General features: G+C 46.8%; 22 protein-coding genes. 10 read left to right on the top strand and 12 right to left on the bottom strand.

The window, feature by feature from the left end; genetic code table 11:
* Positions 1-44: 44 nt before the first annotated feature.
* The gene (glnE, locus tag LZG75_RS10500) at positions 45-2906 is read left to right on the top strand and encodes a bifunctional [glutamate--ammonia ligase]-adenylyl-L-tyrosine phosphorylase/[glutamate--ammonia-ligase] adenylyltransferase (protein WP_233937481.1); all 2862 of its coding nucleotides are present in this window, start codon (positions 45-47) and stop codon (positions 2904-2906) included.
* Here the strand turns inward: glnE and recN are convergent.
* Positions 2866-4548: a DNA repair protein RecN gene (recN, locus tag LZG75_RS10495; protein WP_233937480.1), complete on the bottom strand. Its 1683-nt coding sequence runs from the start codon at positions 4546-4548 to the stop codon at positions 2866-2868. The two genes, glnE and recN, sit on opposite strands and share 41 nt — an antisense overlap.
* Positions 4549-4571: 23 nt before the next feature.
* Complete coding sequence (locus tag LZG75_RS10490; protein WP_233925119.1) at positions 4572-5477, bottom strand: NAD kinase; 906 nt, start codon at positions 5475-5477, stop codon at positions 4572-4574.
* A gap of 37 nt (positions 5478-5514) precedes the next feature.
* On the opposite strand from LZG75_RS10490, the gene hrcA reads away from it, so the two are divergent.
* The 5 genes from hrcA to dnaJ all read left to right on the top strand — a co-directional run bounded on the left by hrcA (position 5515) and on the right by dnaJ (position 11687).
* On the top strand, positions 5515-6534 hold the full coding sequence (hrcA, locus tag LZG75_RS10485) for a heat-inducible transcriptional repressor HrcA (RefSeq protein ID WP_233937479.1): 1020 nt from the start codon (positions 5515-5517) through the stop codon (positions 6532-6534).
* A gap of 60 nt (positions 6535-6594) precedes the next feature.
* Positions 6595-7701 (top strand): ferrochelatase, encoded by a 1107-nt coding sequence (gene hemH / locus LZG75_RS10480; RefSeq protein WP_233925116.1) that lies wholly within the window; start codon positions 6595-6597, stop codon positions 7699-7701.
* Positions 7702-7782: 81 nt separating this feature from the next.
* Positions 7783-8352, top strand: coding sequence for a nucleotide exchange factor GrpE (gene grpE, locus LZG75_RS10475; RefSeq protein WP_233925114.1), 570 nt, complete (start codon positions 7783-7785; stop codon positions 8350-8352).
* Between the two features lie 160 nt (positions 8353-8512).
* Complete coding sequence (dnaK, locus tag LZG75_RS10470) at positions 8513-10465, top strand: molecular chaperone DnaK (protein WP_233937478.1); 1953 nt, start codon at positions 8513-8515, stop codon at positions 10463-10465.
* Between the two features lie 82 nt (positions 10466-10547).
* Entirely contained in the window at positions 10548-11687 is a 1140-nt protein-coding gene (gene dnaJ / locus LZG75_RS10465) for a molecular chaperone DnaJ (RefSeq protein WP_233925111.1), read from the top strand.
* Here the strand turns inward: dnaJ and panB are convergent.
* Positions 11680-12492 carry a 3-methyl-2-oxobutanoate hydroxymethyltransferase gene (panB, locus tag LZG75_RS10460; protein ID WP_233937477.1) on the bottom strand — a complete coding sequence of 271 codons (813 nt, stop codon included), beginning with the start codon at positions 12490-12492 and terminating at the stop codon, positions 11680-11682. The two genes, dnaJ and panB, sit on opposite strands and share 8 nt — an antisense overlap.
* Before the next feature lie 37 nt (positions 12493-12529).
* On the bottom strand, positions 12530-13075 hold the full coding sequence (folK, locus tag LZG75_RS10455; protein WP_233925109.1) for a 2-amino-4-hydroxy-6-hydroxymethyldihydropteridine diphosphokinase: 546 nt from the start codon (positions 13073-13075) through the stop codon (positions 12530-12532).
* Positions 13076-13234: 159 nt separating this feature from the next.
* On the opposite strand from folK, the gene tcuA reads away from it, so the two are divergent.
* A complete protein-coding gene (tcuA, locus tag LZG75_RS10450) occupies positions 13235-14626 on the top strand; it encodes an FAD-dependent tricarballylate dehydrogenase TcuA (RefSeq protein ID WP_233925108.1) in 1392 nt (463 codons plus the stop codon).
* Positions 14627-14628: 2 nt separating this feature from the next.
* Here tcuA and pcnB read toward each other — a convergent pair whose 3' ends face one another.
* From pcnB to LZG75_RS10430, 4 genes are read right to left on the bottom strand one after another with little or no spacing between them, the layout of a single operon-like run.
* Positions 14629-16041: a polynucleotide adenylyltransferase PcnB gene (pcnB, locus tag LZG75_RS10445; RefSeq protein ID WP_233937476.1), complete on the bottom strand. Its 1413-nt coding sequence runs from the start codon at positions 16039-16041 to the stop codon at positions 14629-14631.
* Positions 16038-16718, bottom strand: a complete 681-nt coding sequence (locus LZG75_RS10440; protein WP_233925106.1) for an HAD family phosphatase — start codon at positions 16716-16718, stop codon at positions 16038-16040. Before LZG75_RS10440 ends, pcnB begins: the two co-directional genes overlap by 4 nt.
* Positions 16715-17512, bottom strand: a complete 798-nt coding sequence (hda, locus tag LZG75_RS10435) for a DnaA regulatory inactivator Hda (protein WP_233937475.1) — start codon at positions 17510-17512, stop codon at positions 16715-16717. The genes LZG75_RS10440 and hda overlap by 4 nt, the downstream gene beginning before the upstream one ends.
* Positions 17513-17517: 5 nt before the next feature.
* Positions 17518-18516 (bottom strand): AI-2E family transporter, encoded by a 999-nt coding sequence (locus LZG75_RS10430; RefSeq protein ID WP_233925103.1) that lies wholly within the window; start codon positions 18514-18516, stop codon positions 17518-17520.
* Positions 18517-18589: 73 nt separating this feature from the next.
* Between LZG75_RS10430 and purM the strand changes: the two genes are divergently transcribed.
* Positions 18590-19642 (top strand): phosphoribosylformylglycinamidine cyclo-ligase, encoded by a 1053-nt coding sequence (purM, locus tag LZG75_RS10425; RefSeq protein ID WP_233937474.1) that lies wholly within the window; start codon positions 18590-18592, stop codon positions 19640-19642.
* Here purM and miaA read toward each other — a convergent pair.
* A complete protein-coding gene (gene miaA, locus LZG75_RS10420) occupies positions 19635-20624 on the bottom strand; it encodes a tRNA (adenosine(37)-N6)-dimethylallyltransferase MiaA (protein WP_233937473.1) in 990 nt (329 codons plus the stop codon). The genes purM and miaA overlap by 8 nt on opposite strands.
* Before the next feature lie 102 nt (positions 20625-20726).
* On the opposite strand from miaA, the gene LZG75_RS10415 reads away from it, so the two are divergent.
* Complete coding sequence (locus LZG75_RS10415) at positions 20727-21377, top strand: VTT domain-containing protein (protein ID WP_233925098.1); 651 nt, start codon at positions 20727-20729, stop codon at positions 21375-21377.
* A 10-nt stretch (positions 21378-21387) separates the two neighbouring features.
* Here LZG75_RS10415 and LZG75_RS10410 read toward each other — a convergent pair whose 3' ends face one another.
* Positions 21388-22230 carry a SirB1 family protein gene (locus LZG75_RS10410; RefSeq protein WP_233925097.1) on the bottom strand — a complete coding sequence of 281 codons (843 nt, stop codon included), beginning with the start codon at positions 22228-22230 and terminating at the stop codon, positions 21388-21390.
* A gap of 5 nt (positions 22231-22235) precedes the next feature.
* Positions 22236-23792, bottom strand: coding sequence for a murein biosynthesis integral membrane protein MurJ (murJ, locus tag LZG75_RS10405; protein WP_233925096.1), 1557 nt, complete (start codon positions 23790-23792; stop codon positions 22236-22238).
* Positions 23793-23932: 140 nt separating this feature from the next.
* On the opposite strand from murJ, the gene rpsT reads away from it, so the two are divergent.
* Positions 23933-24196: a 30S ribosomal protein S20 gene (gene rpsT / locus LZG75_RS10400; RefSeq protein WP_233925095.1), complete on the top strand. Its 264-nt coding sequence runs from the start codon at positions 23933-23935 to the stop codon at positions 24194-24196.
* Between the two features lie 68 nt (positions 24197-24264).
* Here the strand turns inward: rpsT and LZG75_RS10395 are convergent, their stop codons facing one another.
* Complete coding sequence (locus LZG75_RS10395) at positions 24265-24567, bottom strand: DUF3579 domain-containing protein (protein ID WP_233925094.1); 303 nt, start codon at positions 24565-24567, stop codon at positions 24265-24267.
* Positions 24568-24570: the final 3 nt, after the last annotated feature.

The following is a 24570-nucleotide window of genomic DNA, read 5'->3' as shown; positions in this document are numbered from 1 at the left end:
TGCTTTTGCTGATCCCCTAAAAGGGCACAGATTAAGATGGAGTCATGAGCTTATTTCAGTCCCAGGTTAGTTGGTTGCGGCGCCATTCGATTTTTTCTGATCGCTGGCTTATTGCTCACCCAGATTGGCTAGACTGGCTTGCGCATTGGGGTTCGCTGCCTTTAGATCAGGCTGGGGTAAGGACGCTCTTGTTAGGGGCAATTGAGGCCGCAAGTAATACGCATGACACGGAAGCCAATTTCATGGCGCAAATTCGCTTAGCCAGGCAACGATTTATGATTTGGCTTGCATTTCGAGACCTCAATCAGCTCGCTAGCTTAGCCGAGGTTACTGCCGCCCTGAGCTACTTTGCAGAGCAAGCTATTGGTTTAGCTGTATTACGCGCACGGCTTGATTTGCAGGATCGTTTTGGCTTGCCGTGGAGCCCCACCTTACATTGTGAATTGCCGCTCATCGTTGTTGGGATGGGAAAATTGGGCGGTGGTGAACTCAACGTCTCCTCCGATATTGACTTAATTTTTTTATACGAACAAGATGGCCATACTCAGGGTGGTACGAAGGTCTTGTCCAATCATGAGTGGTTTGAGCGAGCTGGCAAGCGAGTGATTAAATTACTCGCTGAGCAAAATGCCAATGGATTTGTTTTTAGAGTCGACATGCGTTTACGGCCCAATGGTGACTCAGGGCCGTTGGTCTGTAGTCTCGATATGCTTGAAGAATATTTATCTGTTCAAGGAAGAGAATGGGAGCGCTATGCGTGGATAAAAGGACGCTTAGTCTACCCAGCGCCTGCGGCGATCGACTCGGTACGCTGCAATAAGGCATTAACGCAAATTGTGCGCCCATTTATATATCGGCGTCACTTAGATTATGGCGTTATTGCTGCCATTCGTGATTTGCACGTCCAAATACAGCGCGAAGCTGAGCGCCGAAGCTTAAGTCGACTTGGCAAACCCAGTCGCGCGCAAGATATTAAATTAGGGCGAGGTGGAATTCGCGAAATCGAATTTGTGGCGCAAATGTTTCAATTAATGCGCGGCGGCACCGATCCACGGTTTCAAATTCGTCCCACTTTAGACGTTCTGGACTTAATCGCTCAGCAAAACCTATTGCCGCAAATAGAAATTGATGAACTGGTCTGCGCTTATCAATTTTTAAGGCGTTTAGAACATCGCTTACAAATTTGGGAAGATCAACAAACGCATCTTTTACCTGAAGATGAGATTGCACGGCTTCGCTTTGCAGAAAGTATGGCAGGCGCAGATAGACCTATCGATGAACCAAGTTTGGGAACTGCATTTCTAGCGCAACTTGACCAACAACAAAATAACGTGGCGCGGATTTTTGAAAAAGCTTTCGCGCTGGATAAAAATACTCGTCTTGATATCGATTCAGCTTCCCCTGCTTGGCAGCCTGATGCACAATCTTTTCCGCAGGCCTTAGAGCGCTGGCAATTGTGGTTAGCTAGCGGTAAACAAAAAGCCTTACCGGCAGCCAGCCGCCTCATTCTCGTCAATGTCTTAAAAAAAGTCGTTGATTTATTAGCTGCCGAGTTGCTCCCTTCAAGTGAGGCCGATCAAGTACTCATTCGTTTTTGTGACTTATTAGAGGCCATTGCGAGACGCGGCGCTTATTTATCGATTTTGGCCGAGTATCCACAAGCCTTAATTAATATTTTGGCCTTGTTAAAAGCCTCTCAATGGGGTGCGACATACCTAACCCGCCATCCACACTTACTAGATAATTTACTCGATTCAAGTGCTGAAGAAAAATTAGTACATGAACCCGCAGTGTATTGGCAGGAGGTTAAGTCGCATCTCGATCTGCGGCTAGACGATGCCTTGCAAGATGCCGCAACGGATGAACAGGCAATGAATGTATTGCGGGTATGCCATCAAACGGAAACCTTTTTAATTTTACTGGCAGATTTAGGGATTGGCACCCAAGCGCCATTGGGCGTAGAAAAAATAAGTGATCGCTTATCAGCACTTGCCGACATGATGTTGCAAGTGAGTTATGAGCGGGTGTGGATTGGTGTTGCGAAAAAATTTATCTTACCAAATCAACCCCTGCCCCCATTTGCTGTTATTGCGTATGGCAAATTAGGCGGCAAAGAGCTTGGTTATGCTTCTGACTTAGATTTAGTATTTATTTATGCGGCCGAGGAGGATGATTTAAGGGCCCAAGAAATTTATACGCTGTTGGCCAAGCGCATGATTAATTGGTTAACTGCATTTACTTCAGCGGGCACTTTATTTGAGATTGATACCCGCTTAAGGCCTAATGGATCAGCCGGATTTTTAGTCACTAGCTTGGCAGCGTTTAAGCAATATCAATTGCGTGAAGGTAAAAATGTCGCTTGGGTCTGGGAGCATCAGGCCCTAACGCGAGCCCGTTTTGCGGCAGGACAAATTCAACTTGCCACTGAATTTGAGCAGATTCGTGCTGCTGTGTTAGGGCACCTGCGTGACCCAGAGATATTGCGTCAAGAAATATTATCCATGCGCATGAAGGTACATGAGGGCCACCCCAATGCTACAAATCAATTTGACTTAAAGCACGATAAAGGGGGCATGGTAGATATCGAGTTCATCGTGCAATATTTAGTTTTAGCTTTTGCCTACTTTCACCCGCAATTAATTGCGAATTTAGGAAATATTGCCTTACTTAGTAGCGCTGCCGATTGTCAATTGATAGATCGTTCTGCCGCGACTGCAGTTGGCAATGCCTATCGCTTGTTTAGGGCTAAACAACATCGCTTGCGTTTAGATGGGGTTGATAAATCACGACTTGATTTACAGCAGCACCCAGAGTTTGCAGCAGCACGCCTGCAAGTTATAGCCCTATGGAAGTCCATCTTAGAGCCTAATGCTGCTCTAGAAGTTCGCGCGCATGACGCCGAGTAGTTTCGGTAAGTGTGGTGCCACCCAGCATGCGGGCTATTTCTTCAACCCGTTCAGCGCGGTTTAATAAGCTGACATGAGAGAGGGTCTTTTCTTCCTCCCCGGCTTTACTAATGGCTTTACTGACTTTTAAGTGTTGATTAGCTTGTGCGGCGACTTGTGGCAAGTGGGTTACACATAAAATTTGATGCGATTCCCCGAGTTGACGCAACAAACGACCCACGGTTTCTGCTACTGCCCCACCAATACCAGCATCGACTTCATCAAAAATTAAAGTTGGCGTAAAAGCGGCTTGGCTAGTAATTACACTAATGGCGAGGCTAATTCGCGCTAATTCTCCACCTGAAGCCACTTTTGCTAGGGGTCGGGGTGTCGCCCCTGGATGCGCCGCAACTAAAAATTCAATTTGCTCTAAGCCGCCCGCACTGCCTTCGGCTAGGGGCAGCAAGCTAATTTGTAATTGTCCACCAGCCATTGATAAACCTTGCATCGCTGCGGTAACCTGATTACTTAATTGTTTTGCCATGCTGCTACGTTGTTGCGATAGTTGTTGGGCTAATTGCATAAAATTCGCCTCTGCAGAGGCTACTTGTTTTTTTAATAGATCAATATTTTGTGCAGCAGTTAAGGTTGCCAAACTATCTTCAATATCGAGTAATAGTTGCGGCAACTGCTCGGCAGGCACTTTAAATTTGCGCGCAGCACTATGCAAGGCTTGCATGCGAGCCTCTGTTTCTCCAAGTCGTTCTGGATCAAGTTCAATTTTTTGCAGATAGCGTGTTAAGCCATGAATCGCTTCATCTACCTGAATTTGTGCACCCTCAAGCGTGACGCTAACTTCAACTAGATTACTATCGTGGGTACTCAGGGTTTGAATCTCGCTACTAGACTTCGAGAGTACGGTGGCCACTGAATTTTCAACTTCACTCAAGTTATCAATTACCGCTTGACAGCCACTAATAATTTTTGCCGCATTCGCTAACCGTGCATGATCGCTTTGAACCGTCAACCACTCGCCTTCTTGGGGCGAGAGCACTTGAAGTTCCTCTAGTTGCCATTCCAAGCGCTCACGCTCACGTTGTCTATCTTGCCCTGCATTTTCAGCTTGCGTAAGCCTGCGGCGACTATCGTTCCAGAGGCGAAATTGTTCGGCAACGTTTTTAGCTAAGGTCGTTAGGCCAGCGTGGTGATCGAGTAAATCACGTTGCGCGCCACCTTTTAGAAGTAGTTGATGGGCGTGTTGACCATGAATATCGACGAGTAAATCGCCAGCTTCACGTAATTGGTTTAAGGTTGCCACACTGCCATTAATAAAGGCGCGACTACGTCCATTCGTTTCAATACTACGTTTTAAAAGCAGGCTCTCACCCCCATCTTCGATGGGAAAACCTTGCTCATCAAGCCAATTTTGGAGGCTTTGTTGCAGTGGTGCTGCAAGTCTAAAAAAGGCACTAATCTCTGCCCGCTTACAGCCCTCGCGTATTTGACTGCTATCGGCGCGCTCCCCTAAAACTAAACTTAAGGCATCGAGCAAAATCGATTTACCAGCCCCAGTCTCGCCAGTTAAAACCGTAAAGCCAGTGGCAAAATCCAATTCAAGTTGGTCGACGATGACAAAGTCATGCAGCGTGAGTGTTTGCAACATCTGTTATTCGCTTACTACTAAAATCAAAAGGTCGAAGGATATTCATTCCAATGCAGTTTTTCCCGCAAGGTTTGATAATCGCTATGGCCGAGTGGATGGAGTAGGGTGATGGATTTATTGGATAGGCGTACTTCGATACGATCACCAATTTGTAAATTGGTGAGTGATTGCATATCAAAGTTCACAATCACATCGCCACCGCCTGCTACTTCAATGCTGACTATGGCATCTTGTGGCAAAACTATGGGCCGATTAGAAAGCGCATGTGGGGCAATGGGCACTAAGACAATGCCAGGCACTTTAGGATGCAGAATTGGTCCGCCTGCTGATAAGGCATAGGCGGTTGAGCCAGTGGGTGTCGAAATTATTAAGCCATCAGAGCGTTGGTTGTACATAAATGAGTCATTGACAGCCACCGCGAGCTCTAACATACCCGAGGTGCCAGAGCGATTAACTACCACATCATTTAAAGCTAGCGCTCGATTGATTGTTTGAGAGCCACGCTTGACGACGGCATCTAATAAAGTCCGGGTATCGGCCTCATATTCGCCGCGAATAATTTGCGGTAGTACCGTAGCAATATCTTGAATGGGAATATCGGTCATATAACCTAAACGACCCATATTAATTCCGACTAAAGGAACTTGGCTTCCAGCAAGTTGTCTACCAATGCCGAGCATGGTTCCGTCGCCACCCAATACCACTGTCAAATCAATTGTGCTTGTAAAGTTCTTGAGGACTTGGGTGGGGTATTGCTGCAACTCAATATGTTGGGCAGTATCTGCTTCAACAAAAACCGTACAACCCAGCTTGGCAAGTAAGATAGCTAGCTCTTGCAGTCGCTCTCCAATGCCCTCGGCTTGGTATTTACCAACCAAGGCAATGCGGCGAAAGCGAATTTCAGCTGATTTTGAAGATGGGCTTAACATATAACGATTAAACCATAGGCATAAAATCACTTCCAACATGGATGATCGGTCTCGCGCACTTCTCAAAACCCTAATCGAGCGGTACATCGAGGAGGGGCAGCCCATTGGGTCGCGAACCCTGTCACGCTTCTCAGGCCTCGATTTATCGGCCGCCACGATTCGTAATGTGATGGCCGATTTAGAGGAGATGGGTTTGGTCACGAGCCCCCATACTTCTGCTGGGCGGGTGCCAACCCCCCGTGGCTATAGGCTATTTGTCGATACGATGGTTACGGTTCGGCCCCTTGAGGAGCTCGCATCAAGGGCAATTGAGAAGGGATTACCCCCAAACTCACCCCAACAGGTAATAACTTCGGCTGCCGAAATGCTCTCTAATTTGACCCATTTTGCGGGTGTAGTAATGACACCAAAGCGAGCCCAGATATTCAAGCAAATTGAGTTTTTGCGATTGGGAGAGCGAAAAATACTGTTAATTATGGTTACCCCCGAAGGCGATGTGCAAAACCGCATTTTGCCTACCACCCAAGATTACACCCCGAGCCAACTGATTGAGGCAGGCAATTACATTAATGCTCAATTTGCTGGAAAAAGCTTTTCAGAGGTTCGTAAGCGCTTATTGCTGGAGTTAGATAAGTTACGCACCGACATCTCAGGCTTAATGGTTTTAGCTTTAAATACTGGGGTTTCTGAGTCAGCCTTTACCCAAAATGATGTAGTCGTTTCGGGCGAGCGACGTTTACTCAATGTGGGTGACTTAAGCTCGAATTTAGATAAATTACGTAAAATGTTCGATATGCTGGAGCAGAAGTCAGTACTCATGCAGTTGTTGGATGTTTCGAGTCACGCTGATGGAATTCAGATTTTTATTGGCGGGGAAAGCGATTTACTTCCCTATGAAGATTTGGCCATTATTAGTGCACCGTATAGCGTTGATGGGCAAATTGTCGGCACTCTGGGCGTCATTGGCCCAACCCGCATGGCTTATGATCGGGTCATTCCGATCGTTGATATTACTTCCAAGTTATTGTCCGGGGCTTTAAGCAACCCACTGACTTGAGAATTCTGAGTTAAGCTTGCCCCTTGAATCTAACTTAGCCCATTCATCCGAAGCTTATTTGTGAATCTACCATCCCATTTGCGTGCGACGCAAACTGCGATTCTGTTACTGAATCTAGGCACACCTGAAGCACCAACGCGGCAGGCAGTAGGTCGATATTTACGGGAATTTTTATCCGACCCAAGGGTCGTAGAAATTCCTAAATTCGTCTGGTGGCTTTTATTAAATCTGATTATTTTGCCAATTCGCAGTGGCACCTCAGCCAAAAAATATGCCTCGATTTGGCTTGGTGAGCTCGGCTCACCTTTACTCCACTATTCCCGTTTGCAAGCCCAATCTTTGCAAGCAAAATTCACGCAGCAGAACCAGCCGATCGTCGTTGAATTAGCAATGCGTTATGGCAAGCCTTCAATGGCCGAGGTAGTAGAAAAAATGCAGGCACTGGGCACAATTGAACGACTTTTAGTGCTGCCTTTATATCCCCAGTACTCTGCCACGACCTCAGCTTCAAGCTTTGATGAAATGTTGCGGTTGATGAGCCATTGGCGCAATCAGCCTGAGCTACGCGTGGTCAAGCATTTCCACGATAACCCTGCCTATATCGATGCCTTACGCCATCGCATTGCGCTTTTTTGGCAACAACACGGGCGCCCAAATTTTGCCGCTGGCGAGCGATTGGTGATGTCTTTTCATGGACTGCCAAAACGCAATTTGCTGATGGGTGATCCCTACCATTGCGAATGCTTAAAAACAGGACGTTTATTGGGCGAGGCTTTAGATCTTGAGCCGGGGCAGTATTTGGTGACTTTTCAATCCCGCTTTGGTAAAGCCGAATGGCTAAAGCCCTATACCGCCTTAACCCTTGAGGCGTTGGGTAAAAGTCGTTGTCCTCGAGTCGATATTGTTTGTCCTGGTTTTCCCTCCGACTGCTTGGAAACCCTAGAAGAAATTGCCATGGAGGGTAAGATTTTGTTTGAAGAGGCTGGCGGCGATAATTACAACTATATCGCTTGCTTAAATGATAGCCCTCAGTGGATTGAGGCTTTAATGGCGATTGCCCAGGTTCATTTAAGTGGCTGGCCGGTACTACCAGAAACTCCAGCTGAGTTATGTTTACGCGAAGAACGAGCCACGGCAGCAATGGCTCGTCTGGCAAGCGATAATTGAGTTGCGCTACTTGAAAAAGTGGATCTTATCCCCAACTAACTGTCTTACCCAAGCGATGATTATTGTGAGTGAAGATTATTTATGACCCAAGCCAAACCGGATACCCAAACCCCCGAGCCCTTGCCAGACGATATCAACCCTGTCCAACCTATTGATATACAAGATAGGGCGCCAGATGCCACTAGTGTCAGTGGCGTGCCTGCGGCAGAAGTGGCCGAGCTGAATCAAAAATTAAGCGAAATGCACGATAACTTTTTACGCGCTAAAGCGGAAGGGGAAAATATTCGTCGCCGAGCCGCCGAAGACATTGCTAAAGCCCATAAGTTTGCCATTGAAAATTTTGCTGAGCACCTGATTCCTGTGGCCGATAGCTTACATGCTGCATTAGCAACTGAGGCAGTTGATGCAAAGGGGTTTAAAGAAGGTCTTGATATCACCTTAAAGCAATTGGCCTCGGCCTTTGAGAAAGGTCGCATAGCAGAAATTAACCCAGCGACTGGCGACAAGTTTGACCCCCATTTGCATCAGGCCATTGCGATGGTGCCTGCAGATCAAGACCCAAATACGGTGGTTAGTGTCCTGCAAAGGGGATATTCTTTGGCAGACCGAATCCTGCGCCCAGCCCTAGTTACTGTGAGCGAAACCAAGTAGGGCAGGGGAGATCGGGCCCTAAAAAAGCCAAAAAAGACCTAAAAAAGCCTGTTTTAGGGCTTGAATTTAGCTTATTTGCCCCCATTTGATGAATAAGAGATGATTTACAAATTCATTTAAGCAGCAGTATTTACCTAGCAATTATTTATTTGGAGCAGATATGGGAAAGATTATTGGGATTGACTTGGGTACCACGAACTCGTGTGTTTCGGTGGTTGAAAATAATGCCCCCAAGGTAATTGAAAACGCTGAAGGTGGTCGGACGACCCCGTCAATTATTGCTTACGCCGAGGACGGTGAAGTATTGGTGGGTGCGCCCGCTAAAAGACAGTCGGTGACCAATCCTAAAAACACGATTTATGCAGTCAAGCGTTTAATGGGTCGAAAATTTACCGATGCCGAGGTACAAAAAGACATCACCTTGATGCCTTATGAAATTGTGCAAGCGGATAACGGTGATGCATGGGTTGAGGCGCGCAGCAAAAAAATGGCGCCACAACAAGTTTCAGCTGAAATTCTGCGCAAAATGAAAAAGACGGCTGAAGATTATTTGGGCGAGGAAGTCACTGAAGCAGTTATTACTGTGCCAGCGTATTTCAATGATAGTCAACGTCAAGCAACTAAAGATGCGGGCCGCATTGCTGGTTTGGATGTGAAGCGAATTATTAATGAGCCCACTGCTGCAGCACTGGCATTCGGACTCGACAAACAAGATAAAGTCGATCGCAAAATTGCGGTATATGACCTTGGTGGCGGTACTTTTGACGTTTCAATTATTGAAATTGCCAACGTTGACGGTGAAAAGCAATTTGAAGTTTTATCAACGAATGGCGATACCTTTCTTGGCGGCGAAGATTTTGACCAACGTATTATCGATTGGATCATTGCAGAATTTAAGAAAGAACAGGGCGTCGATTTAAGTAAAGATGTATTAGCTTTACAGCGCTTAAAAGATGCAGCTGAAAAAGCCAAGATTGAGCTTTCCTCGGCTCAACAAACTGAAATTAACTTACCATACGTGACCGCGGATGCGAGCGGTCCTAAGCATTTAAATTTGAAACTAACCCGCGCTAAGCTCGAGTCATTAGTTGAAGGTCTGATTGACCGTACTCAAGGCCCTTGCGAAATGGCAATTAAAGATGCTGGGGTTTCGATTGGTGATATCGATGACGTGATTTTGGTCGGTGGCCAAACCCGCATGCCTGCTGTGCAAGATAAAGTCAAAGCCATTTTTGGTAAAGAGCCACGCAAAGATGTGAACCCCGATGAGGCGGTTGCTGTTGGCGCAGCGATTCAGGGTTCGGTGCTATCAGGCGATCGTAAAGACGTACTCTTGCTTGATGTCACCCCGCTCTCTTTGGGAATTGAAACCCTTGGCGGCGTGATGACCAAGATGATTCTAAAAAATACGACTATTCCGACCAAGCATTCTCAGGTTTATTCCACTGCTGAAGATAATCAACCTGCGGTCACCATTAAGTGCTTTCAGGGTGAGCGTGAAATGGCCAGCGCCAATAAATTATTGGGTGAGTTTAATTTAGAAGGTATTCCTCCTGCGCAACGTGGCTTGCCACAAATTGAAGTGACTTTTGATATTGATGCCAATGGTATTTTGCATGTCACCGCAAAAGACAAGGCTTCAGGCAAAGAAAATAAAATTACCATTAAAGCGAACTCAGGTTTAACCGAAGATGAAATTCAACGCATGGTGAAAGATGCTGAAGCCAATGCGGTGGAAGATAAAAAAATGCTTGAGTTGGTCACTGCGCGTAATACCGCAGATGCTTTAGCGCATTCAACCAAGAAAACCTTAGAAGAACACGCCGCTACTTTAGATGCCGGTGAAAAAGAGGCGATTGAAACGGCTTTGAAGGCCTTAGAAGAGGCCATTAAGGGTAGCGATAAGGCTGATATTGAAGCCAAGTCGGAGGCTCTTGGTAAGGCAGCGCAAAAGCTGGGCGAGAAAGTACAAGCGGCTGAGCAAGCTAAGGCGGCTGGCGCTGCCGCAGGTGCCGCAGGGGCAACGGGTAGTGGTGCAGCTGGAGGTCCTGGCGCTGCGCCCGACGCGGATGTGGTCGATGCTGAATTTAAAGAGGTTGATGAGAAGAAGTAATCCACCTCAACACGAAGAAGTAAACAACAAGTCGGCCCTGTGCCGACTTGTGCCGTTTTAATGAAGTTGAAAGGATGGGTCTGTGGCGACCAGTAAACGCGATTATTACGATGTGCTTGGGGTCTCGAGAAGTGCAAGTGAAGAGGATATTAAAAAAGCCTATCGCAAATTAGCGATGAAGCATCATCCCGATCGCAACCCCGATAATCAGGGTTCAGAGGCTAAGTTCAAAGAGGCCAAAGAGGCCTATGAAGTGTTAACCGATTCTCAAAAGCGGGGCGCTTATGACCAATATGGTCATGCTGGTATTGATCCTAGTATGGGAGGAATGGGCGGCTTTGGAGGTGGCGCGACCGGCGGTTTTGCAGATGCTTTTGGCGACATTTTTGGCGACATTTTTGGCCAGTCTGGCGGACGCAATACGGGTGGACCTCAAGTCTATAAAGGCTCCGACCTGCGTTACAACATGGAAGTGTCCTTAGAACAGGCAGCAGAAGGATATTCAACGCAAATTCGCGTTCCAAGTTGGAGCGATTGCAAGCATTGCAAAGGCAATGGCGCGGAGCCTGGTACAAAAGTAGAAGATTGCCCTACTTGTGATGGTCGCGGACAAGTTCGCGTATCGCAAGGCTTTTTTTCGATGCAACAAACTTGCCCAAAATGTCGCGGTACAGGGAAGTACACCCCTAAGCCATGCAAACAATGCCAAGGTAGCGGCAAAATTAAAGAACAAAAAACCCTTGAAATTAAAATTCCTGCGGGCATTGATGATGGCATGCGCGTTCGCTCGGTAGGCAATGGTGAGCCCGGCATTAATGGTGGTCCAGCGGGCGACTTATACGTCGAAGTGCGGGTCAAAGCGCATCCCGTTTTCGAGCGTGACGGCAGCGATTTACATGTCCAGATGCCAATTTCCTATGCGGCTGCTACGCTTGGCGGTGCAATTGAAGTGCCAACTTTATCTGGTCGAGTAGAGTTTCCAGTGCCTGAGGGCACGCAAACAGGCAAGACTTTCCGCTTACGCAATAAGGGTATGAAGGCCTTAAGATCGGCAGTACTTGGCGATCTTTATGTCCATGTAATTGTGGAAACGCCAGTCAAGTTATCTGAAGAGCAGAAAAAATTACTGCGTCAATTTGATGAAAATTTAAAGCAGGGCGGTGAAAAGCATAGCCCACATCAGAACGGTTGGGTCGATCGTGTCCGCAGTTTTTTTAGCTAAAGCCATGTTGCTTTGCGGGGAAGGTGCCCGCCTTTACTTCCCTGACAAACGCTTTTATGGCTCCCTCAATAGAAGACTCGCCAATTAGAAAGTTTTTGACAAACTTTGCGGGCTTGCCAGGACTCATACCAAGCATATCAGGCAAGACTAAAACTTGACCCGAACAATCGACCCCAGCACCAATGCCAATGGTTGGAATAGAAATTTCCGCAGTAATGCGTTTACCTAAAGACGCAGGGATGGCTTCCAGTACCAGCATTTGAGCGCCAGCAGCGGCGCACGCTTTGGCTTCGGCCAACATCGCACTAGCAGCATCGGGAACTTTACCTTGTACTTTATAACCGCCAAGGATGTGGACCGATTGGGGTAATAAACCCAAATGAGCACAAATTGGCACCCCCCGATCGACTAAAAATTGGATAGTTTCGATTTGCCAACGACCCCCTTCAAGCTTCACCATATTGGCGCCGGCGCGCATTAGCTCAGCGGCAGAATCGAGGGCTTGGTGTGGCTCACCATAACTGGCAAAAGGCAGGTCGGCAATTAAATACGCTCGGGTATTCGCACGATTAACACAGGCGGTGTGATAAGCCATTTGTGCCACTGTCACGGGTGTAGTGCTACCGTGGCCTTGCACCACATTACCCAAAGAATCTCCAACTAATATCACATCGACCCCCGCACGATCGACTAAAGCAGCTGCAGTAGCATCGTAAGCGGTAAGCATGGTGATTTTCTCGCCTTGCGCATACATCGCAAGAAGGGTATTGATTGTTATGGGCATGATGCCATCAGCGTAACTCATAGGGATGAGTGTAATGAATTAATGCCCCGTTGGGAGCTTAGTTGAGTCTTTTGTAGGGAGGTTCGCTTGACTTAATCTGCATTTTTGCATCGCAGTTACAGTTTCGACAGGGAAGTTTATCAATGCGTTGGTGTGCTACTTGCGGTAAAAAAGCCTTGAGAATGCCGAATTCGGGTAAAAATAATTCAGGACAAATTTCTAGTAGAGGCAATAAAACAAATGATCGTTCAGTAATACGAGGGTGAGGTAGGGTGAGCTCAGTATCATTTTGCGCGCAACCATCAAAAATCAAAATATCTAAATCGAGGGTACGTGGCGCATTTTCGTAAGGCCGCTCGCGGCCAAATTGCTGCTCTATTGCTTGACAGACATACAGCAAGCCATAAGGTTCTAATTCGGTTTCAATTTCGACGACGGCATTGATATAGTCATTACCAAGAGCATCAACTGGGGCACTTTGGTAATAACAACTCTTACTCACTATATGTAATTCATTACGTAAAGCGAGACAAACGATGGCATCGGTAATAATTTGCCGAGTATCGCCAAGGTTGCCACCAAATCCAATAAAAGCCCGCGCCATTTATCTTTCCCATTCAAGATAGGCTTACTTTACTGAAAAAAGCTAAAGTTTGCAGGCTGCGTAAATAAGTTTGATTCTGTTAGCAAAACGCACGGGCAAATAAATTACGCCATAATGACTTCTCTTTTGTAAGGGCTAACCCTTTTATGAGATTAATTGATGGTTGATATATTGGTAATCGGCGGTGGCAATGCTGCCCTATGTGCCGCTCTTATGGCCCGGGAAGCGGGCGCTTCAGTCTGTCTATTAGAGTCAGCGCCCTTCGAATGGCGTGGTGGAAATTCCACCCATACGCGCAATATTCGCTGTATGCATGATGAGCCCCAAGACGTTTTATTAGAGACCTATCCAGCAGAGGAGTACTGGCAAGATCTCTTGAAGGTGACTGGCGGCATAACCGATGAAAAGCTCGCCAAAATAGCGATTCGAGAATCGAGCATTTGTCGCACATGGATGCGCAAATATGGCGTCCATTTTCAAGCACCACTATCAGGGACCTTACATTTATCTCGTACCAACGCTTTTTTTATGGGAGGAGGCAAAGCTTTAGTCAACGCATACTATCGCAGTGCTGAAAAATTAGGCGTGAAAATTTGTTATAACGCACCAGTAAAGTCAATTGAATTAGATGGTCATCAATTTAGCGCAGCCATACTTGAAAATGGTGAGCGGATTACAGCCAAAGCTTGTGTCTTAGCCGCTGGTGGTTTTGAGTCCAATATTGAATGGCAAAGAGAGGCTTGGGGCATTGATGAGCAGGGCAAAAGTCCAGCCGATAATTTTTTAATTCGTGGTACAACTTTTAATCAAGGTGCTTTATTAAAAAATATGATCGAAGCTGGCGCTGATTCGATTGGAGATCCTACGCAAGCGCATATGGCCGCCATTGATGCGCGTGCACCGTTATATAACGGGGGCATATGCACCCGCATCGACTGTGTCTCACTTGGTATTGTTGTAAATGAAAGGGGCCAACGTTTTTATGATGAAGGCGAAGATTTTTGGCCCAAGCGTTATGCGATTTGGGGGCGCTTGGTAGCACAACAGCCCAATCAAATTGCTTATTCCATCATTGATTCAAAATCGATTGGCCGCTTTATGCCACCAGTATTTGCGGGCACGATAGCCGATAACATGGGTGATATCGCCTTACAGCTTAAACTTGACCCATTGGTCTTAAAGCAAACCGTGGATGAATTTAATACCGCTTGCCAGCCCGGAACTTTTGACCATACCGCTTTGGATGATTGTCATACCGAGGGAATTACGCCAGCTAAAACCCATTGGGCCACCAAGATTAACGTGCCCCCTTTTTATGCCTACCCACTCAGGCCCGGCGTTACCTTTACTTATCTTAGTTTAAAAACCGATGCAACTACCGCGGTACACTTTAGTGGTAAGCCTAGTCATAATTTATTTGTGGCTGGTGAGATGATGGCAGGCAATGTTCTGGGTAAAGGGTATACCGCTGGAATAGGCATGGCAATTGGCACAGCCTTTGGGCGTATTGCTGGCAAAAATGCAGCCATGGCCGCTCTTAATCTGCGCTAAATTTAGTCTTTTAAGATTTCAGGGCTAGGCAATGAGATGTCTTTGGGTTTGCGCCGACGCCGCTTGCTGCCTAATTTAGTTACCTTGCCATTTTTTTGATCTTCTGCTTTGGCTAAGTTAATCAGTTCTTCGCGGGTATTCAAATCAGCCTCAATAAATTGCGTCCACCACAGCCCTAATGAATTGGGTAATTCACCCGTAGTACAGCGCAGTAACATAAAGTCATAACCCGCTCGAAAGCGGGGCGATTCAATGAGGCGATGGGGGAAGCGACCTAGACGGTTTTCAAAGCGGGGCTGCATAGTCCAAATTTCGCGCATGTCTGCTTCAAAACGCCGCTGAATAGTCACACCATTATTTTGGCTGGTAATCGTGTCATCCATCGCGGCATGAAGGGCGGGCACATTAGCCATCCCTCCAGCAATATTGCGCCGCCAGTTTTGGGTTAAATCAGGCCATAACAAACTGGCAAAGAGAAAGCCAGCCGAGACCCCTTTGCCTGCTTGAATACGTTCATCGGTATTTGACAGTGATAGCTTGATAAACTCGGTGCCAGCACCACTCGCAGTATCACCATCTAAGGCTTTGTCAAGCAATGGCAGCAAGCCGTGATGCAGACCAGCGGCACGCAGACCTTCAATCGCTGGCCAAGAGTGCCCCGACATCAGTAGCTTAAGAATTTCGTCAAAGAGCCTTGCTGTTGGCACGTCATGAATCAAATCAGCTAACTCAGCAATCGGCGCACGCGTAGCTGGATCGAGCGTAAAGCCAGTTTTAGCCGCAAACCGAATTGCCCTAAGCATGCGAATGGGATCTTCCCGATAGCGTTTGCTGGGTTCACCAATCATGCGCAGCGTACGTTTTTGCATATCAGCCATACCGCCGTGATAATCGAATACGGTTTCAGATGATGGGTCGTAGTACATCGCATTAATACTGAAGTCGCGGCGCTCTGCATCTTCTGCTTGTGAGCCCCACACATTGTCGCGTAAGATTCGTCCACTTTCAGCAAGATGTTCCCCCACTTGATCCAGCATGGCACGAAAGGTTGAAACCTCAATAATTTCAGGGCGCTCTTTACCAAAAAAAGTAACATGCACGATTTGAAAGCGCCGACCAATGAGACGTGATTTCCGAAATAATTTTTGTACTTGTTCGGGAGTCGCATTCGTTGCTACATCAAAATCCTTTGGACCAATTCCCAGCACTAAGTCTCGTACTGCACCACCCACAATAAAGGCGGAGTAGCCCGCTTGCTGCAGTACTTGGGTTACCTTCACCGCATTTTTTGACAATAAGTGGGGATCAATGCGATGGGTTTTTTTGTTAATCCGTTGAGCAAGTGTAGTTTTCGTACCCCCTACTTTAGGCTTGGGCTGGCGTTTAATCAGCCCTTTAATAAATTTTGTTATCAATTGAATAGCTCGAGAATAGGCCAGCCACGTTTTTGGGCTTCGGCCCGCAAGAGCATATCAGGATTAGTTGCAATGGGATTAGTGACTTTTTCAAGTAAGGGCAAATCATTCAATGAGTCGGAATAAAAATAGCTTCTGGGTATCTCTGCTAAAGACATATTTAAACTGTCCAACCATGCTTCAACTCGGTGTATTTTGCCATCACGAAAGCTGGGTACCCCTTTCACGGCACCAGTAAAATTTCCCTCTGGCGCATCACCTTCCGTTGCCGGTTCGGTCGCCACTAAATGGGTAATACCAAAACTTTCCACAATTGGGCGGGTAACAAAACTATTTGTTGCCGTCACCACGCAACATAAATCACCCGCATCGATATGACGCCTTACTAAATCTAGTGCTTGAGAGTGGACTTTTCCAGTAATGACCTCAGCCATAAAAATTTCATGCCAAGCCTTTAATTGTGGCCGAGAATGTTCTGCAAGAGGCTTTAAGGCAAAACTTAAAAATGCATCAATATCGAGCTTACCTTCTTTATAGTCGCTGTAAAACTGCTCATTTTTTTGCGCAAATGCCACTCCATCGACGACCCCAAGTCGGACTAAAAATTGCCCCCATTCATAGTCGCTATCGAAGTGCAATAGAGTATGGTCTAAATCGAATAATGCTAGTGTCGTCATCCAGCGCTACCAAGAGTCGGGTTGTTAGTTGTAGGAGGTTGAATTTGCAATAATTCGCGCACGAGTGGCAAAGTCACAGCGCGCTTCATTTCTAGTGAGTAGGCATCAAGCGCATCTAATAGGGCCATTAAGTTCGGCATATCGCGGTAAAAACGCTGCAGCAGCCACGGTATTACCTCTGGCGATAAATTTAAGCCGCGCTCAGCTGCCGCCTGTTGCAATGCCTGCATTTTTTCCTCATCGCTTAAAGGTTGCACTTGAAATACTAGGCCCCAAGCTAATCGAGTACGTAAATCTTCACGCAGTTGTAAGCCAGCAGGTGCGCTATTGCCGGCCATAAAAATATATAAGTTACGACTACCATGGACCAAATTTAAAATCCGAAAGAGTGCCGCTGATAAACGCTCATCAAGCTGATCGATATCATCAACCGTAATGATAATCGCCTGTTCTTGGCTGAGTAAATGCGGTAATTTTTCTTCTAAATTAACCCAAGAAACGGGTTCATTAGCTTGCAGAGAAAAGTGCCGCAGATTAAGTAGATCCGCCGCGTTATTTAAGGCGCTGAGTAAATGGGTACGGCCCGATCCCAATGCGCCCCACCAGTAAAGCCAGCGGTCATTAAGCGCATGCAGGGAAGTGTCAGCAGGATTAATCTCCCAACCCGAAACGAGTGATTGTAGATGAGCTAGCAGGGCGGCATTGCTGGCCGCTAAAAAATTGTTTAGCGTAGCTTGTTGGGGCTGACTCAGATCAAGCGCAAATTGTTTCGGTAGCGCTGCATTTGGCTTCATCACGATTATTTTTTAGAACCCTGATACCAACTCGATTGAAGATAGAGAGACCAAGTATATTGAATGAGGACCAAACTCACTGCGCTGGCTGGCAAGGCAAGCAGTACCCCAAAAAATCCAAATAACTTACCAAAGATCAGCAAAGCAAATAAGACCGCAACGGGGTGTAGACCAATGCGTTCACCGACCAGTCGCGGCGTTAAGAAAAAGCCCTCTAACATTTGGCCTATGCCAAACACCACTAAAACACCCACAACTTCGGTGCCAAAACCAAATTGCAAAAGGGCCGATAGCACGGCGAGAATAAAGCCAAGCCAGAATCCTAAGTAGGGAATGATCACCACCATTGCCGTGAATGCCCCTAACGCAATGGCACCGCGCACACCAACAATAGAAAGCCCTGAGCAGTAAAAAACTGCCATTACCAAAATAACTAAAATTTGACCGCGTAAATATTGTGATAACAGGCCATCAGTTTTAGCGCAAAGGTGTTGCGCGCTAGCCTGAAAGCGTAAAGGAATTAATTTTTTTAAATATTCAAAGAAGTGATGCCAATCAATTAGAAGATAAAACAATACAAAGAGCGTTAAGACTAAATCGATCAAGACACTAAGGATAGAGCCGCTAGAAGAAAGGATCGTGCCGAGGGTGGTATTGACAACATTTTTGGCGTTATCACTGACTAATGCACCAATTTTTTGGGTAGCAATTGCTTTAATCGCGCCCCAGTCAAAGGCAATATTGTGTTCGGCTAATTTTGGCGCTAACCACAATTGGGTTTTTTCGATCCACTCCGGTAGCTGGGTTTTAATTAATGGAATTTCTTGACTAATTAAGCTGATGAGCAAAATGACAATCCCAGCCAGTAGACTTAAACCAAAAATCATCGCCAAACACGCCGCTAGAGATTTGGGTAGCCGATGCCGCTCAAGCCATAATGAAATCGGGCGTAAAGCGTACGCCAAAATGAAGGCAGCTAAAAAAGGGGTAAAAATTTCGGCCATGGTGCATTGATCCTCTAGAATTCAATGATTCTAACGATCAAGTTCAGTTCACCCCTAAATTACCCCTCTTTTTATGACTAAATTCTCCCCCCCTCTAGCCGCAAGCCTTTCCTATCGTGATGCTGGGGTCGACATCGATGCCGGCGATGCACTGGTTGAGCGGATCAAGCCATTAGCCAAAAAAACTATGCGCGAAGGCGTTTTAGCAGGTATTGGGGGGTTTGGGGCCTTATTTGAAGTGCCAAAGCGTTATCGCGAACCTGTTTTAGTGGCGGGCACCGACGGAGTCGGCACCAAACTAAGGCTGGCCTTTGAATGGAATTGGCATGGCACCATTGGTCAAGATTTAGTCGCCATGAGCGTGAATGATATTTTGGTGCAGGGCGCTGAACCTCTATTTTTCCTTGATTATTTTGCTTGTGGCCAATTAACGATTGATACAGCAGCGCAGGTGATTGAGGGGATTGCTAAGGGGTGTGAGTTAGCGGGTTGCGCGCTGATTGGCGGAGAGACAGCCGAGATGCCCGGCATGTATCCGCCTGGAGAATATGATTTAGCGGGCTTTGCAGTGGGTGCAGTTGAAAAATCGAAAATTATTAATGGTTCACGCATTTGTGCTGGCGATATCGTTTTGGCAATTGCCTCTAGTGGTGCTCACAGTAACGGCTATTCCTTAGTGCGAAAAATTATTGAGCGTGCTGGAGCAAAACCGGATGATGATTTAGATGGTAGGCCATTAATTGAAGCGGTGATGGCGCCTACGGAAATTTACGTTAAACCCCTGTTAAAACTGATGTCTGCAATTGACATTAAAGGGCTGGCCCATATTACTGGCGGTGGCATTGTTGACAATGTGCCGCGCGTTTTGCCAGAAAACATGCAGGCGGTTTTACAGCGCGATACCTGGGAGTTACCAGCATTGTTTCGCTGGTTACAAACTCAGGGTAATGTTGCTGATGCAGAAATGGTGAGAATATTTAACTGTGGGATTGGAATGGTATTAATTGTTGCGCCCGAGCTTGCTTCTACCGCAATTCAGTCCTTGGCGACGGAGGGCCTGAAGGTTTGGGTAGCTGGTGAAGTACGTGAGCGTCCCGCTGGCGAAGCTCAAACCCTAGTTATTTAATCTTGAGCTGCTCTAAGCAATAGTTAAGGGCTTGTTGTTGGCCGCTGGTCGTGAGTGAATCAAAACATTGCCGAGCTGAAATCGCGCGTAGCCAGGTTAACTGACGTTTAGCCAGTTGCCGTGAAGCGGCTAAGGCTTTCTCCCGCATGCCCTCTAAAGAGTCATGACCCGCTAAGTAATGCCAAACCTGTCGATAACCCACTGCGCGCATGGCAGGTAAGTCGGCATGAATTTCAGGGCGCTGTCTTAGCGCTGCCACTTCAGCAATCAAACCCTGTTGAAGCATTGCATCAAAGCGAGTGGCAAGATCCTCATGTAATTTTTTACGCTCACTAGGTTCAAGTGCAACAAGTTTTAGTCCGGCGGGAATAGTTGCACCAGTGCGGCCGTCTTGACTCGGATTTTCAGCTAACCAAGTTGACAGAGGACGCCCGCTCACTAAAAATACTTCCAAGGCCCGTTGAATACGTTGTGCATCATGGGGTTTAAGGCGCGCAGCAGTAAGGGGATCGATTTGATTTAGCTCGGCATGCAAGGCTGGCCACCCCAAGCGCGCAGCGCGCGTTTCTAGTTCTTGGCGGATTCGTGGGCTCGCTTCTGGCAGGACTGATAAGCCGTAAGCCCAAGCACGCCAATAGAGCATGGTTCCACCAACAACTAACGGGATATGGCCGCGTAACTGGATTTCGGCGCAGAGGCGTTTTGTATCAGCGGCAAAGCGCGCTGCCGAATAGGTTTCATAGGGCTCAAGAATATCAATTAAGTGATGTGGCACTAAAGCACGTTCAGCACTTGAAGGTTTTGCGCTGCCAATATCTAAGCCACGGTACACCAAGGCCGAATCCATACTGATTAATTCTATTTTTACGCCTCGCTGTGCGGCCTGCTGTGCCACAGTCATTGCCAAATGACTTTTACCGCTGCCGGTTGGGCCAACAATGCAGAGGACCTCCGAGAGGCGCTCGGGGGTTTTAATAATCATTTACTGACACAGTCGGTTTTAGGGGCATACGACAATTATAGGAAGCTTAGCTAGCTAAGCCTGTTAATATCCACCTCAATTTCAATTAAAGAGGTGAAGTTGATGGATACCTTAATTCAACTAGGCGATTTCTTTTTACACGTTGATCGCCATTTAGACTTAGTGATTCAAAATTATGGCAACTGGGCCTATGGCATTCTGTTTGCTATTGTATTTGCAGAAACAGGTTTAGTTATTGCCCCCTTTTTGCCTGGCGACTCCCTATTATTTATTGCTGGGGCCTATTGCGCCACTGGCCAATTTAATATGCTCACCTTATGCAGTGGTTTACTACTTGCTGCAGTCGTGGGTAATACTGTCAATTATTTTATTGGTCGCTGGATTGGGGAAAAAGTGTTTGCCAGTCAATCACGTTGGATTGATCAAGCTGCGTTACGTAAGACCCACGCATTTTATGAAAAGCATGGCGGTAAGACCATTATTTTGGCACGTTTTTTACCTATCGTCCGTACCTTTGCGCCATTTGTCGCTGGTGTTTCTGCAATGAATTTTGCCCGCTTCCAATTTTTTAATATTGTTGGTGCTGCAATCTGGGTGGTAGGTCTCGTAGTGGCAGGATATTTTTTCGGCAACATTCCAATCATTCGGGAAAACTTAAATGTGATTGTTTTAGTTGGGGTTGGAGCAGCTGCCTTGCCGGTAGCTTTCGCTGCATTAGTGAAGATGGTGCAAGCGCTGCGCCAGAAGCCATGAAGCTTAAAAATTAGTTTTGCCGACTCTGATTTTCTAAGGTGGCAATGTGTTCACGAATTTCTTCGGCATCGCCTGCCTCAGGCGAGGCCACCAGGTAGCGCTGCATATCTTCAAGTGCTGGACGCAAATATTCTAGCTGGGCAAGAATGAGCCCACGATCCCGAATCTCTTCGATCGAATCAGGTAGCAAAATAACTAAACGTTGTTGTACCCCCAACAATCTCTCCCAGCGCTCGTTTTCGGTGTAAATCAACTTTAGATTACGCAGAAAGCGCGACAGAATTTCACGGGGGCTAGAGGCGCGTAAAAAAATATTTAAAGGCAAACTAATTTCATCTTGATAGCCCTTGGCGTCTAAATAGGGATCCAACATCTCCTGCAATTCATTCTTTGATAACGAGGCGCCCGTTAGGGGATCCATAATAATTTCACCTTGCTGCAAGGAGATGCGCATCATGAAATGATTGGGAAAAGAAACTCCACGAATCTTGAGCCCAATTTGATGGCCTAATTCCATCATCAGCATTGCCAGAGAGATTGGTATTCCGCGCCGACTTTCAATAATATGATGGAGATAAGAATTTTCAGGCGCGTAAAAATCATTTGGATTGGGGCCGAACCCTAGCTCACTATAAAAAAAATGTTTTAGATGCTGTAGTTTTTGTACCGCCGAAGTTTCGGGGGTGATGCGCTGTTTGAGTCGCTTGCCAAGTTGATCAATTTGATCAAGAACAGTCTGTACATCTAAGTCAGGAAATGCATGCTGAGCAACGGCAACCGCAGCCTCGGTAAGAGGAAAATAGTCGTCTTCTGCTACCAGAGACGCAAAGTAGTCAAGTTGTCGTGTGGGCATACCTCCTATTTTGCATGACGTAAGAAATTTTGCCAGCGAATTCCACCAAGTCTAATGCCGATAAAGTAAATTACTGCCGCTAGGCTAAGCCAGCCAACCAGAAGACCAATCCGCAGCCAAGGCTGTGCTTGTAAGTCGATCCAATTATGGGCTTGCGAACCATAATGCAATATCAGACCCAAGGGAATTAAGCCTACCCCGAGTCGTGCTAAATATTTCCACCAACCCGCTGAAGTTGGCAGTGCCCCCCGCCAGCAAAGGCCAATCCACAACATCGCCGCGTTTAGGCAAGCACCTAAGCCAACAGATAAAGCTAAGCCAGCATGCCCTAGCCAGGGAACAAAGACCAGGTTTGCCAGTTGGGTTGAAACTAAAACCACCAAGGCAATTTTGACTGGGGTGCGAATGTCTTGCCGAGAATAGAAGCCTGGGGCCAAAATTTTTACCAAAATTAGACCCACTAAGCCCACCCCATAGGCGGCTAAGGCGCGTTGGGTCATCATCACATCAAGCGCACTGAACCGCCCATAGTGATAGAGCACGGCAGCAATTGGCTCACCAAATAAAAATAGCGCTAATGCACAAGGCGCAGCCAACAGAAAAGTCAACTGCAAACCCCAAACCAACAGTTCCTCAGCATGTTTAAGGTCTTGATTAGCATTGGCTTTACTAAGGCTTGGCAATAAGACAGTACCGAGCGCTACGCCAAGCAGTGCGGTGGGAAACTCCATGAGGCGGTCTGCATAGGTTAACCATGAAACACTTCCCGTAGTTAAGCGCGAAGCGATATTCGTGTTGATTAAGAGGGAAATTTGCGCAACCGAGACCGCAAACACCGCCGGCCCCATTAAGCGCAACACCCGTCGGGAATCTGGGCTGATAAAGGCTTGGTGAATAGCGCTCGGCAGAATGCCAATGCGCGGCAATAGACCTAAACGCTTAAGGGCGGGAATTTGAATCAGCAGCTGCAGTAGGCCGCCGACTAAAACGCCAATACTCAGGGCATAGATGGGTTGCTCTAATTGCGGAGCGAGCCAAATAGCGCTGATGATTAAGGCCAAATTGAGTAAAACGGGGGTAAAGGCGGGGAGCGCAAAACGCTGATAGGTATTCAAAATACCAGCAGAAAGTGAAACCAGTGAAATGAAGCCGATATAAGGAAACATGATGCGGGTCATGACCACGCTGGCCTCGAAAGCAGGTCCGCCGGTCAAACCCGTAGCGATCAATAAAATAAGTAATGGTGCCGCCAGCACCCCAAGCCCAACAGTAAACAGCAACGACCAAAATAAAAGGGTGGCAACTGCGTTAATCAGCGCCTGCGACTTGGCTGGCTCACCTCGGGCAACAATTTCTCCCAAAATTGGCACAAAAGCTTGTGAAAAAGCGCCTTCGGCGAATAAACGACGGAGTAAGTTGGGTAATCTAAAGGCAACGTTATACGCATCAGTCCACTCTGAAGCCCCAAAACTTCGGGCAATCAGAGTTTCACGTAAAAGGCCAGTTATCCGAGATAACATCGTCAAAGCACTCACTTTGGCGGCAGCGGAAAGCAGATTCATGGACTGATTTTCCCCTATTTATTGGTCTACTGGGCTTTTTTGGCCCTTTCAGGTAAAATCTTGGTTTTTAGCGAACACCCAAGGCTTCTCGCAAGTGCTCGCATATTTTGACAAATCGGAATGAATAGGCAGGTTTAAAGATGGCCAATACCGCACAAGCGCGCAAACGCGCTCGGCAAGCAGTAAAACAAAATGAGCATAATTCGAGCTTGCGTTCGAAGTTACGGACATCCATTAAGGCTGTACGAAAAGCAGTTGAGGCGGGCGATAAAGCGGCTGCTGCGAAAGTATTTGTTGCTACTCAAGTCACTATCGATAAAATTTCAGATAAAAAAATCGCCCATAAAAATACTGCCGCGCGACAAAAATCCCGTTTATCAGCTGCTATTAAGGCGATGGCTTAGTTCTTTTTTCGTAATTCAACTCAAGCCCGCTCCATTTTTGAGCGGGTTTTTGTTTTACAGCTTGGCTTTTAGGTTTTGGGTTCGAAGACACAGGCCTCCTCTATAGGAAGGCCATTGTCTTTAGCAAAATTAAGCAAAAAATCGAGCGCCATGGGGTCTAGATCATGTATGCGAGTATCGATGACAACGAATTTAACATTGGCAATGACAACAGGTCGAGCGAAGGGAGAATAAGTAAAGCGAGGATCACCAGCATCACCAAGGGGGCGAAAGCTTGCCATGACTCCGCAAAGGCGCTCAGCCCAGTCGCTGGGCCTAAAGGGTCTGCCATTTGCAGTGATGCCTTGGATAAACAGGGTTTTATGAATCACGTT

The organism is Polynucleobacter sp. IMCC30063, from assembly GCF_021395235.1.
Lineage (GTDB): Bacteria > Pseudomonadota > Gammaproteobacteria > Burkholderiales > Burkholderiaceae > Polynucleobacter.
The sequence above is the reverse complement of the archived record's forward strand: the minus strand, read 5'-3'. Positions and strand labels throughout refer to the sequence as shown.